Genomic DNA, 12,630 nt, shown 5'->3' on the forward strand with positions numbered 1-12,630 from the left:
ACCAAACCCAGATCAAATTAATTTTTAAAATCTAATTAGAAAAACATGGCAGGAGGAAAACAAACACCACGTCAGAAGATGATCAACCTAATGTACTTGATCTTCATCGCGATGTTGGCCCTTAACATGAGCAAGGAAGTACTTGCGGCTTTCGGTCTAATGAACGAAAAGCTGGAGACTTCCAATGCAAAAACAACAGAAAACAACTTGGCATTCTTGGGCAGCCTGGAAACAAAGGCTTCCGAAAACGAAGCGGAATATGGAGCGCTGTACCAGAATGCACAACAAGTAAAGCAGCTTTCAGATTCGTACTACACCTATCTGGAAGAATTGAAAAAAGGAATGACCGCCGATTTGGAAAACCCAAAGGATTATGTGGTCATGGACAAGTCCGATTATCTAGATCAGAAATTTTTCCAAGGGGACAATTTGGGCCCAGAAGGGAAAGAGTTCATGAAACAGATCAACGATTATCGTGAAGGAGTGATCAACGCTTTGCCAGAAGGCAAGTTCACCTCTGTGAAAGAAGCTGTAAAAGTTCGTTTTGCAACAGGTGACGCTGATGGTAAAGTAGAAAAAAGGGACGGTACCCGCCAAGACTGGATCAACTACCATTTCGAAGGGTTCCCATTAGTGGCCTCTTTGACCAAGTTGACCCAATTGCAGGCAGATATCAAGACCACCGAACAAGAGGTGTTGAAAAACCTTTTGGAAGGTAACTTGACCGCCGCTGTTTCCTTGACCAACTTTGCAAGTTCATTGTCCGCTCCAAAGACTGCTTACTATGCAGGTGAAAAGTACGATGGTAAGATCATCGTGAGCAAAACGGACAAGACATCCACTCCGGTGAAAGCCGAATTGACCTTGGACGGAAGACCAATGACCGAAGGCAAGGACTACGAGCTTGAGGCAGGAGGAATCAAAATGTTGATCAGTGCAGGAACCCCAGGTGACCATACCATTAAAGGGACCATGTACTTCATGCAGGATGGAAAAGAAGTGCCAGTGGAAGTGGACAACACTTTCGCGACCATCTCCATGCCCAATGCTGCTGTGATCTCTGCAGATAAGATGAACGTGGTATACCGTGGTGTGGCCAACCCAATGACCATCTCCATCCCCGGTATTCCTGACAATAAGGTAACAGCTTCAGCTCCTGGACTTACCAGAAGAAGCGGTAGCAACTACATCATGAACCCTGGAACTGGAAGGGAAGTGACCATTACAGCTTCCGGTACCTTGCCTGATGGTAAAGGAATCCGAACCTCCTCTGAGTTCCGTATCAAGGACATTCCAAGACCTAGCGGCACCGTTCGTGGAGAGGCTGGAAGCGTGAAAATGCCAAGGAAGAATTTGGAAATTTCTACGGTAAGTGCCATGTTGGAAGACTTTGACTTTGACCTGAACCTTGCTGTTAGCCAGTTCAGTTTCAAAGTGCCAGGTCAGCCAACTGTGGTTGTCAATGGAAACAAATTGGATGATAGGGCCAAATCTGTTCTAAGCAGGGCAGGTAGGGGAGAAAGCATCCAGATATTTGATATCCAAGCTTATATTACCAACAACAAGAGCTACAAGTTGAAGAAAGTATCTCCTGTAGTGGTGGAGCTTACAAACTAAAAAAAGTATACAAGTTATCATGAATTGGAAAAATGCATTACTAATCGGATTGTTGGGCGTATTGCCCGTATCAATGATGGCACAGGCAAACATCTTGAATGCCAAACTGCCCAGTGATATTGGTAAAAAGACCCAGGCTCAAATTGAGCAGGACGCCGATGCCCCATTGAAATACGGATATGTGGATGACAGGGATATCCTCTGGTCCAAGACCGTTTGGGAAATCGTTGACCTGGACGAACGTGTCAACTTTCCATTGTACTACCCAACCGATACCATAGGTATTGGGGCAGATAGAAGGTCGCTGTACGACGTTTTGATGAAGAACATCAGGAACGGCAAGCTGACAGAAGTCTATACGGATTCCTATTTTACCGAAAAGAGGAAGTTGGAAGACCTGTCTGCGACCTTGAGCAAAGTGGATACCACTGACCTCGGATACGAGCAAATGAATGCCGGAGAGCGTATTTCCCCTGAGTTCATCAACCAAAGGGACTTGACCGCCGCCGACATTGAAGAATACCGTATCAAAGGAATCTGGTATTTCGACAAACGCCAGGGAGAACTGAAGTACCGTTTATTGGGGATTGCACCCGTTGCACCCGACGTTAACTTTATAGATGACGAATCCATGGACCCAGGGGAGAACAAAGTGGAGCTGTTCTGGGTGTGGTATCCTGCTGCAAGGCAGATCCTGCACGAAGCGAAGGTGTACAACCAACGCAACTCGGCAAGGCCCATCTCCTTCGATATGCTTTTGAACGCAAGACGTTTCAATGGTGTGATCTATAAAGAGGAGAACGTCCATGAAGACCGTAAGATAGACGAGTATATCTTCGACAATGCATTGTTCCAGCTTTTGGAAGCCCAGAGGATCAAAGAGACCATCAGGGACAGGGAGCAGGATATGTGGGCTTACTAGGCCTGAAAAATTTTCCAATTCAATATCAAATTACGCCGCAATGACCATTGCGGCGTTTTTTTTGTGCCATTGTGGATGGAAGTTTGGTCACAATACGGCCCATATGGTTAATTTTGCCCCATGTTGGACTATATAGTTGTCGGTGTTGGGTTGGCAGGAATCTCCTTCTGCGAGACCCTTGAAAAACAGGAAAAGACCTTCAAGGTCATAGCGGATGGGTCCCAAAGGGCATCCCAAGTGGCCGGGGGACTCTACAATCCAGTCATCTTAAAGCGCTTTACCATGGCCTGGAGGGCCAAGTTCCTTATGGAACAGGCCATGCCCTTCTATAAAGATCTGGAGAAGAAGCTAAACGTCACACTGGACCATAAGCTCCCCGTACTGCGCAGGTTCGCATCCATTGAGGAGCAGAATCTGTGGTTTGAGGCCTTGGACCGACCAGGATTGGACCATTTTCTATCCACCGAGATCCTTCAGAACAATAACCCAAATTTGGATGCACCCTTCGGGTTGGGAGAGGTCAAACACACCGGAAGGGTGGACACCGCCACCTTGGTGGAATCCTATAAAACATATTTGGAAAGCAAGGGAATACTGGAAGCAGAATCCTTTGACTTTTCCAATTTCGAGCATCGGGAAGACCATGTCCAGTATAAATCAATGACCGCCAAGCACATTGTTTTCGCATGTGGCTATGGCCTTAAGAACGACCCTTTTTTTGGGTATTTGCCGCTGAATGGCACAAAAGGGGAACTGTTGATCATCAAAGCTCCCGATTATAAGGAGAGCAGTGTCATCAAATCATCCGTTTTCACCATTCCGTTGGGAAACGACCATTACATGCTCGGGGCCACCTACAAATGGAAGGACAAGACCAATGAGCCCACGGAAGAATCCAAAAATGAGTTGCTGGACAAGCTGGGGACATTTCTGAAATGCGATTTTGAAATAGTGGACCATGTAGCCGGAATCCGGCCCACGGTGGTCGACAGGAGGCCATTGGTAGGCCAACATCCAGCCCACAAAAATCTGTATGTGCTGAACGGTTTCGGTTCCAGGGGAGTGCTCATAGCCCCTTACGCATCAAGCCAATTGTTCAATGCCATAGAAAAGGGGATTCCATTGGATCCAGAGATGGATATCCAAAGGTTTACCAAGAAATATTATTCCACCTGACCCTCCACTGCATGATGATGTTCGCTTGCCGAAGCATCATATTTGATGAAGAAATTGATCCAGATATTTCGGGACAAACGGATGATTACGGGCATAAAAACAATCAAAGTGCCCACGATCGCAATAAAGGTGTTGACCAAGTTGGCACCGATAAACAGGAAAGCAATGACAAATGCCGCCACGGCAAAAGCTATACCCACACCATAGCTCACATACATGGAACCGTAAAAGAAAGAAGGCTCAATCTTATACTTGGTGCCACAATGGGAACAACGCTCATGCATCTTGAAAATTTGGGACAGCGCATACGGATTGGGGTTCACATACATGCTTTCCTCATGGCACTTAGGACAACTTCCTGTTAAAATGCTGTACAGTTTGGTTCCTTTTTTTAACATTTGCACCGATTTTTAGGCAAAAATACGGATAATGCTGCTTTTGCTGTGTAATACAAATCACATAAAATGATAAATGTCCATAATCTTTCCGTAGCCTTTGGAGGCGAATATCTTTTTGAAGAAATCTCATTTCGCCTGAATGGCGGTGACAGGGTAGGCCTCATTGGAAAGAACGGTGCGGGAAAATCCACATTGCTCAAATTGCTCGCCAAGGAAATGCCCTTGGATGGGGGCACCATGGCCACGGAAAAGGAAATAAAAGTCGGGTTTTTGAAACAGGACATCGACTTTGATCTTGGAAGGACCGTTTTGGAAGAATCCTATCAGGCATTTTCGGAGATAAAGGCACTGGAACAGAAATTGGACCTTATCAATACTGGTCTGGCAGAGCGAACGGATTATGAAAGTGAGGGCTATCACCAACTGATGGTGGACCTGAACGATGTGACCCACCATTATGAAATTCTTGGTGGTTATAATTACCAGGGCGATACCGAGAAAGTTTTGCTCGGACTCGGTTTCAAAAGGGAGGATTTCAACAAGTTGACCGATACTTTTTCGGGTGGGTGGCGTATGCGTATCGAACTGGCGAAGCTCCTGTTGCAAAACAACGATGTGTTGCTGCTGGATGAGCCCACCAACCACTTGGACATCGAATCCATAATTTGGTTGGAACAGTTCCTGAACAATTATTCCGGGGCAGTGGTGATTGTTTCCCACGATAAGATGTTCCTCGATAATGTCACCAACCGTACCATAGAGATTTCTTTGGGAAGGATCTATGACTACAACAAACCCTACACCAAGTTCCTCGAGCTCAGAAAAGAGATCAAGGAGCAGCAGCTCAGCGCCCAAAAAAACCAAGAAAAACAGATACAACAGACCGAAAGGCTGATAGAGAAGTTCCGGGCCAAGGCCAGCAAGGCGTCCATGGCCCAATCACTGATCAAGAAACTGGACAAGATAGAACGGATAGAGGTGGACGAAGAGGACAACGGAGTGATGAACCTGAGGTTCCCAGTATCCGTGACCCCCGGTAAAGTAGTGGCCGAGCTGGAAAGCCTTTCCAAGAGCTATGGAAAAAAGCAGGTGCTGCAAAACATAGACCTATTGGTGGAGCGCGGCAGCAAGACCGCATTTGTTGGGCAGAACGGACAGGGCAAGACCACCTTGGCAAAGATCATGGTGGGCGAACTGGAGCATGAAGGGAGCATCAAGATGGGCCACAATGTGCAATTGGGCTATTTTGCCCAGAACCAGGCCGAGTATCTGGATGGCAGCAAGACCATTTTGGACACCATGACCGATGCCGCCAATGAAAGCAACCGCAGCAAGGTCCGGGATATATTGGGCTCATTTTTGTTTAGGGGCGATGATGTGGACAAATATGTGAAAGTACTCTCCGGAGGGGAGCGAAACCGATTGGCCCTGGCCAAAATGCTCCTTCAGCCCTTTAATGTGTTGGTGATGGACGAACCTACCAACCACTTGGACATCAAATCCAAAAATGTCCTGAAACAGGCCCTACAGAACTTTGAGGGGACCTTGGTACTCGTTTCCCACGACCGGGATTTTCTCCAAGGACTCACGGACAGGGTGTATGAGTTCAAGGATGGGGGCATCAAAGAGTATCTCGGGGATATCGATTTTTACTTGGAGCAGCGTAAGGTGGACGACTTTAGGAAAATCGAAAAGAAAGAGGTAAGGGTAGAGAAAAAAGCTCCTATCGAAACCAAGGAAATGGATTACCATACCCAAAAGAAGGAAAAATCCTTGAAGAACAGATTGAGCGGAGTGGAAAAGAAGATTTCCCAACTGGAACAGGAGATTGCTGATATCGACCACGAACTTTTGATGGATTATGATACTACCATAGCCAAACCCAACTTTTTTGATGGCTATCAGGGTAAGAAAAAACAACTGGAAGAACTCATGGGAGAGTGGGAAAGTATTTCCCACGACCTCGAATCATTGGATTGATTTACGGACATCTGCGTTTACACCACTCATTTAAGCAGATTCGCAACAATCGAAGACCCATTTACCGATTATATTTGTAGGGTTTTTCATCTTTTCCTTACTTTGTAGGTAAATTCTGTGTACTAAATAAGTAATTCATGATTCGATTGGCCATTTTCTTCGTGTTCATGACGTCCTTTGTAGGAATGTCATTTGCAAAGGGTCAAGTTCCCCAAAATGAAAAAGATGCTCTCGTTGCCTTATATAATGGCACGAACGGGAGTAAATGGAAGGTCTCTTGGGACCTAAATGCCCCGGTGGACACCTGGAAAGGTGTTGAGGTCAAGGAAGGCCATGTTGTGGGAATAAACCTCTTCATGAACAATTTGAACGGAGTATTGCCCGAAGGAATGGGCAAACTGAAACACTTGACGCATTTGAACTTGGCTTTCAACAATATTACAGGCGTTTTGCCAAAGGATATCGTAAAGCTGGAAAAACTCAAGGTATTCCGGTTGGAGATGAACAGGATAAAAGGCACCCTTCCCGAAGGTGTCGGGAACATGCAACAATTGGAGGTATTTTCCATGTTCAATAATTTCTTGACAGGAACCATTCCCAATAGCTTTGGTACGCTCACAAATCTAAAGGAACTCAACCTGTCCAGTAACAATCTTGAAGGAAGTATCCCAAAATCAATTGGAAACCTTACGAAGTTGGAAGTACTGGGCTTTTTTGAGAACAAGCTGAACGGGGGCATTCCGGCAGAGATTGGCAAATTGGGCAATTTGAAGGAGCTTGTACTGGCCAATAACCACTTGGATGGTGAAATTCCGGTGGAGTTTGGACAGCTCGCCAGCCTACAGATCTTACAACTACAGAACAACAGGTTCAATGCCTACACGGGCCTTGAACATATGAATACAGATCAATTTCTGGTCTTCGACTCTGACAACAAGCTGTTGAATCCTAAATTCAACCAGATCCAAATAGACCGTACACGAATGGCGGACACCAAGTTTGAAGACGATAACGAAAATTGAGTAGTTAGTTTTATTACTTTAGTTTGTTTGGTTTGGGGATACAAAGTATCCCCTTTTTTGTGCACTGGATTTTGGCACGTAATGGGCGTATATTTGTTGCGGACAAATATGACCAATTACTATGGATGAGCATTTTTTCCAATGTCCGTATTGCTGGGAGGAAATTTCCTTTCTTGTGGATAGTTCCGTTTCCAAACAGACGTATGTGGAAGATTGTGAGGTGTGCTGTAATCCCATCGAGGTATCCTTGACTTTTGAAAATCAAGAACTCATGGCCTTTGAGGCACGCGAACTTGGACAATAGAAAAAGCCGAAACCTGTTTCGGTTTCGGCCTTTCCGTCAGTGACACCCTATTGCCACAATTATGAAGTTGATTGAAGCAATGCCAGCAACAACTCTATTTTTGCACGATAAAGTTTACTGGTAAATCCTTACATAATCAATTTCAAGAGTATCTTCTGAAAAAGAATCGGGCACGTCCCCACCCAGGTTGCCACCCATGGCAATGTTGAGGATCAGGTAGTGTTCTTTGTTGAAAGGCTTGTTGGGAGCATTGGTAAATTCATAGACCAAATTGTCATCCACATAAGTTTTGATACTTCCGCTGTTCCATTCCATAGAATATACATGGAATTCAGATGATGCATCGGAAATGGGGACTTCACCTCCTTCATCATTGTACACTTGGGTGTTCAGATCGCCCCAATGGAAATGGGAGATGATGATGTTCTTGTCCCAACCTGTCTGTTCCATGATATCGATCTCACCACATAAAGGCCATCCAACACTTCCGTATTGATCACCAAAATAGTTTCCTGTTTCATTCGAGTCTGCACCCAAGGTCCAGATGGCGGGCCAAGTACCAGCTTGGCTGGGAAGTTTTGCCCGTACTTCAACGCGACCGTAGGTAAATGCAAGTTTGGCGTTCAACCTGGCCGAAGTATAGGACTTGGTGGAACCATTATAGGTGTATTCTTCCTTCAGGGCCTTGATCTTGAGCGTGCCATCGCTCACAAAGGAGTTTTCTGGTCTTGCGGTATAATGTTGCAACTCATTATTATGCCAACTTCCATTGTTTGGTGGAATGATCTGATAGTGCCATTTTTCCGCATCAGGTGCTCCATCATCATCAAACTCATCCGAAAAGACCAAAGCTGCAAATTCCTCATCGGACCTGTACACTTCAACGGCCACTGTCTGGTTAATGAACTCTCCCGATGCCGAGTAGGCCCAGACCACAATATTGTAGGAATGGATGCCATCTTTGGTAAAGGTATATTCCATGGTGCCTGTTTGGCTTTCCAGTTGGTCCGCACTTTCAAAGCGGAACGCATACCTGGTGGCATTCTTGGCTGTTGCGGTAACCTGGACCTTTCCCGAACCATTTCCGTTGGGATTGGCATCATTGGCGCCGACAAGCATTACGTCCACCACCAGATCGGTAGGGGCTCCACCTGTTTCAGAATCGCTGGAACTGCAGGATAATGCGAAGACCAGGGTCAATAAGGATATGTTGAATAAATTCATTTTTACTTTTTGAAGAATACGTGTTTTGTTCTTTTTTTTCATGGCAATTTGCTTAGGAGGTTGGCCCCCGTCTTTTAAAACGGGAGCCTGTCCATTAACTAAACTAACTCAAACCATCCAGTAGAATGGATGCGTCTTTATTTTTTTTGATTATTTGTGGAAATATACATTGTCCACAAACAAGGTCATAGATCCTGCAGGCATGCCTGCATAGATCAATTGTGCAATGTTGGCTTTAGTGGTCAATCCTGTAAAGTCCGAAAGCGGGATATCCAGTGAAATCCAAGTGTATTGCTCGGGATTTTCAATGGAAATCTCGTGTTCCACGTCATCACCGCCACCGTCAAAGACCCCGTTGGCCCCAAAATCGACCAGTTTGATCCTGATTTGGGTGGCGTCGGCTGTCCAGACATCGGTATGGAAATGGGTCATTTCCGTGGCATCGATTTGATTGGCCACGGTCTCGATTCCCACAAAGTTCAATCCGCTGTATTTTTTTACATCGTCACCGTCAACCAAAACATCTTCTAGCGTGGCCGCTGACCAATCCGTTCTCCAGGTGTCCACGGGTACATTGGTATAGGCATTGCTGAACAACGAGATCACATCTGCCTCGGGAACCGTTGGTACAGTGGCTGCAGCCGAAGGCTCAGTTGGGGGAGGTGTGAAGAAATAGATATTGTCCAAAAAGATGGTGCCATTACCATCAAACTTGAGTTGGATCACATCTGTCAAATCGACAACACTCGAGAATTCCGTCAGAGGAATGTCCACACTGACCCATTCACCATTGGAAATGTCAAAGGCGTAAGGGGTTTCCACAGGCCCGCTGCTTATCAGGGACAAGTTGAGGGCTGAAGAATCCGCTGTCCAATAGTCCACATGGACCATGGTCATTCCAGAAACATTGAGTGGTGCGGCAAACTGTGTTCCCTGGTAATTCAAATTTTCATATTTCAGGGTATTGTTTCCGGCTACATCCACTTGGGAAACGACAGTGGCTTGGCCCCAATTGGGGTTGAAATCCGTTCCGGCAACATTGGTGTAGGAATCGCTGAACACGGATATGACACTGGCTTCTGGAACAGTGGGTGCCGGTGCTCCTGTTATGGGCTCGGAGGAGACACCTGCTTCGTCATAGAAATACACATTGTCCACAAATACGGTGTTCTGCTTGGAAGGGGCTCCCACAAAGATCAATTGGGCAATGTTGGCCCTAGTGGTCAATCCAGCGAAATCTGAAAGGGGAATGCTCAAGCTTACCCATTCTTCCTGCGCAGGATTTTCGATAACGATCTCGTGTTCCACATCGTCACCTCCACCAAACGCGGCATCTGCACCAAAATCGACCAACTTGATCCTGAACTCGGTGGCATCGGCTGTCCATATGTCCGTATGGAAATGGGTCATGTCCGTTGCATCGATTTGGTTGGCCACCGTTTCAGCACCAACAAAACTCAGCGCACTGTATTTTTTGACGGCATTGCCTTCTATGGTGATGTCCTCCAAGGTGGCATCGGACCAATCAGTCCTCCATGTATCCACGGGAACATTGGTATAAGCATCACTGAAAAGGGATATGACCTCCAAAGGATCTACGGTGGGTGCAGGTGCCGGACTTGTCGGTTCCCCTGTTTCCCCTGGTTCTTCGGTGGAACCTCCTTCACTCATGACAATGTCATCAAAATAATGGGTGGTGGCAGCACCTTTGTCCCCATTGAAGTTGAAGAATAGGACCAATCGGTCAAATTTGTCGGTATCGCTAGGGGAGAAGGCAAAGGAGAGTTCCTCCCATTCGTTGGCCACAGTGGTGGTGGACTGTACTTCCTTGGAAATGGAACCATCTGCGCTATCCTCGAACTTCAAGAGTACGTTTTGGTCCGCCGCAGGGGAGTACACCTTGATCTTGATGGTCTGCAATTCCGAAAAATCGACCTTGCTGGCCAGATCAAAGAAGAACCCAGCCCAGGGTTCCACACCTTCGGTCTGGGTATATTCCACCACTTTTTCAGAGGTGTTGATGCCAGAGGGATCGGGATTTTCGACATATTCCACAGTGAACGAACCGTCCTTCTCGCCAAAAAAGGTGACTTCGGGACCGCCACATTCAAAATCGATGCCATCCGCAATTTCGGGCACGATGGTCGAAAATGTACAATCCCCTCCCGGTTCAGGTTCTGGCTCAGGTTCTGGTGCCACATAAGCAGAGGGTGGTGGCAAATCGTCCTCGTTTTCACAAGAAATTAGGACTGCCAAGGTTCCCAATACAACGAATAGCGATAGGAAATGCAGTCTTGGGCTTGGTCTGTTCCTGTTATTTTTATACTTGTTCATTTCTCGATGTTTTAGTTAATTCGGATTAGCTGACCGTTAGTTGTACCCATCATTTTGTGGATAATTGGGTCCCAGAAGGTCCATTTGTTGTTGGGGAATGGGCCAGTTCTGCATGTATTCCCTCAAGAGCACCTTGGGGTTCCCTTCGGGGTACGACTCGTTCATGTTGTCGTTGTTCATATGGTCCAGAAGGAATTCGTACAGTTTTCCTGTTCTTTTCAAGGTGAACCAACGCTGTCCTTCAAAGGCGAGTTCGCGGGCCTCTTCATCCAAAATGGCCTGTAGGTCGATGGTGTTCACCGGGTCCGTGTTGGCCCTTTCCCTCACCTCGTTCAGATATTCCAGTGCCTTGGGCGTATTGTTCAGCATCATGTGTGCCTCGGCCCCAACCAGATAGGTCTCGGCCAATCGGTAGATCATGATGTTCTTGAAATGGTTCCTATCGGTGGGTTCCACGGTTTCATCAAAGAACTTGAGCACGCCTGGATTCTGTCTCCTGTAATACAACATGAACTCGTTTTGGTCGGTTTCGCTGTTCTCATAAAGATCCAATGGATCACCTAACTGTTTTCCGGGAGGCAGTGCCGTTTCATCATTGTAAGCGTATTCAAAGATGTAATAGGTGTTGTTCTTCCGGTTGTCATCAGGGTCCTCATTGAGCAGATCGATCATGTATTGGTTCAAAGAGATGAACCCAGCGCCGGCCCCGCCATTTTCAACAGATTGAATGAGTCCCGGTGCATCGGCATAAGCGGATATCATGTTCCAGCTCATGATGTGTTGACTGCCCCCGCCTATGGTTTCCCTTTCAAAGTTGATGGCAAACAAGGTTTCGGAATGGTTCAGTTCGCCTGCAAACACCTCTTGCGTGGTCACTAGGCTGTGGTTGCCACTATTGATGACGGCATCCGCTTGTGCTGCAGCTTCGGCCCAATCTTCTTCCCAAAGGGCGACTTTGGCCCTAAGGTGCCTTGCGGCCCCTTGTCCCCATCTTCCAAATTGTGCTGGATTGTAGTCCAAATGCTCGATGGCAAAATCGAGGTCGGAACGTAGCAGCGCAAAAATCTCTTCTTCGGAAGATTTGTCCTGTGGCACATCAAATGCATTTTCGGGCGTGGTCGGCTCGGTCGTGATGAAGATGTTGTTGAAAAGTCTGTAGAGGGTAAAAAATGCATTGGCCCTCATACACTTGGCCTCTGCCAGGATTTGGTTTTTCCTGTCCTCGTCAATGTTTTCCAAATTTTCTGCTCCACGGATCACGGCATTGGCCCTGTCCACAATGCGGTAATTGTGCACCCAGTGGGCATTGATTCCCGAGGTGGTTCCGTAGTCGCCAAGGCTGGCACCCCATAGCAATCTGCTGTACAGGGAAACCTCCCCTGTGATTCCTACGCCCAAATCACTTTTTGCTTGGAGAATGAGGGGGTAGGTGCCGTTTAGGCTAAGGTCTTGGTAGATGTTCCTATTCAGTGTGTACAGCCCCACGACTGCGTTTTCCAATCCTTCCGGGGTGGAGTAAAGGAAATCAACTGAATCGTCGGAAAAAAGTTCATCTTTCAGAAAATCTTTTTCACAGGAAGTGAACATGGCAAGGCCAAGAAGCATTGCGAATATTCCTTTTGATGGTATGTAGTTATATATGTTTCTCATAAC

The 12,630-nt window shown here is 46.5% G+C and carries 10 protein-coding genes; 6 read left to right on the forward strand and 4 right to left on the reverse strand.

The window, feature by feature from the left end:
• Nucleotides 1-45: 45 nt before the first annotated feature.
• From porM to FOT42_RS08475, 3 genes are all read left to right on the forward strand, one after another.
• Nucleotides 46-1,617 carry a type IX secretion system motor protein PorM/GldM gene (porM, locus tag FOT42_RS08465; RefSeq protein ID WP_151890137.1) on the forward strand — a complete coding sequence of 524 codons (1,572 nt, stop codon included), beginning with the start codon at nt 46-48 and terminating at the stop codon, nt 1,615-1,617.
• Nucleotides 1,618-1,636: 19 nt separating this feature from the next.
• Nucleotides 1,637-2,539: a type IX secretion system ring subunit PorN/GldN gene (gene porN, locus FOT42_RS08470; RefSeq protein WP_151890138.1), complete on the forward strand. Its 903-nt coding sequence runs from the start codon at nt 1,637-1,639 to the stop codon at nt 2,537-2,539.
• Nucleotides 2,540-2,659: 120 nt separating this feature from the next.
• On the forward strand, nt 2,660-3,715 hold the full coding sequence (locus FOT42_RS08475) for an NAD(P)/FAD-dependent oxidoreductase (protein ID WP_151890139.1): 1,056 nt from the start codon (nt 2,660-2,662) through the stop codon (nt 3,713-3,715).
• Here FOT42_RS08475 and FOT42_RS08480 read toward each other — a convergent pair.
• Entirely contained in the window at nt 3,703-4,113 is a 411-nt protein-coding gene (locus FOT42_RS08480) for a DUF983 domain-containing protein (RefSeq protein WP_151890140.1), read from the reverse strand. The genes FOT42_RS08475 and FOT42_RS08480 overlap by 13 nt on opposite strands.
• A gap of 66 nt (nt 4,114-4,179) precedes the next feature.
• On the opposite strand from FOT42_RS08480, the gene FOT42_RS08485 reads away from it, so the two are divergent.
• The 3 genes from FOT42_RS08485 (at nt 4,180) to FOT42_RS08495 (ending at nt 7,419) form a co-directional block, all read left to right on the forward strand.
• Nucleotides 4,180-6,093, forward strand: coding sequence for an ABC-F family ATP-binding cassette domain-containing protein (locus tag FOT42_RS08485; RefSeq protein WP_151890141.1), 1,914 nt, complete (start codon nt 4,180-4,182; stop codon nt 6,091-6,093).
• 137 nt (nt 6,094-6,230) lie between these two features.
• The gene (locus tag FOT42_RS08490) at nt 6,231-7,115 is read left to right on the forward strand and encodes a leucine-rich repeat domain-containing protein (RefSeq protein WP_151890142.1); all 885 of its coding nucleotides are present in this window, start codon (nt 6,231-6,233) and stop codon (nt 7,113-7,115) included.
• Between the two features lie 121 nt (nt 7,116-7,236).
• Entirely contained in the window at nt 7,237-7,419 is a 183-nt protein-coding gene (locus FOT42_RS08495) for a CPXCG motif-containing cysteine-rich protein (RefSeq protein ID WP_151890143.1), read from the forward strand.
• Between the two features lie 114 nt (nt 7,420-7,533).
• Here FOT42_RS08495 and FOT42_RS08500 read toward each other — a convergent pair whose 3' ends face one another.
• From FOT42_RS08500 to FOT42_RS08510, 3 genes are all read right to left on the reverse strand, one after another.
• The gene (locus tag FOT42_RS08500) at nt 7,534-8,685 is read right to left on the reverse strand and encodes a glycoside hydrolase family 16 protein (RefSeq protein WP_151890144.1); all 1,152 of its coding nucleotides are present in this window, start codon (nt 8,683-8,685) and stop codon (nt 7,534-7,536) included.
• A 108-nt stretch (nt 8,686-8,793) separates the two neighbouring features.
• Nucleotides 8,794-10,977: a hypothetical protein gene (locus FOT42_RS08505; protein ID WP_151890145.1), complete on the reverse strand. Its 2,184-nt coding sequence runs from the start codon at nt 10,975-10,977 to the stop codon at nt 8,794-8,796.
• A 36-nt stretch (nt 10,978-11,013) separates the two neighbouring features.
• Nucleotides 11,014-12,627 (reverse strand): RagB/SusD family nutrient uptake outer membrane protein, encoded by a 1,614-nt coding sequence (locus tag FOT42_RS08510; RefSeq protein WP_151890146.1) that lies wholly within the window; start codon nt 12,625-12,627, stop codon nt 11,014-11,016.
• Nucleotides 12,628-12,630: the final 3 nt, after the last annotated feature.

Origin of the sequence: Flagellimonas hadalis (assembly GCF_007785775.2) — a bacterium.
Lineage (GTDB): Bacteria > Bacteroidota > Bacteroidia > Flavobacteriales > Flavobacteriaceae > Flagellimonas > Flagellimonas hadalis.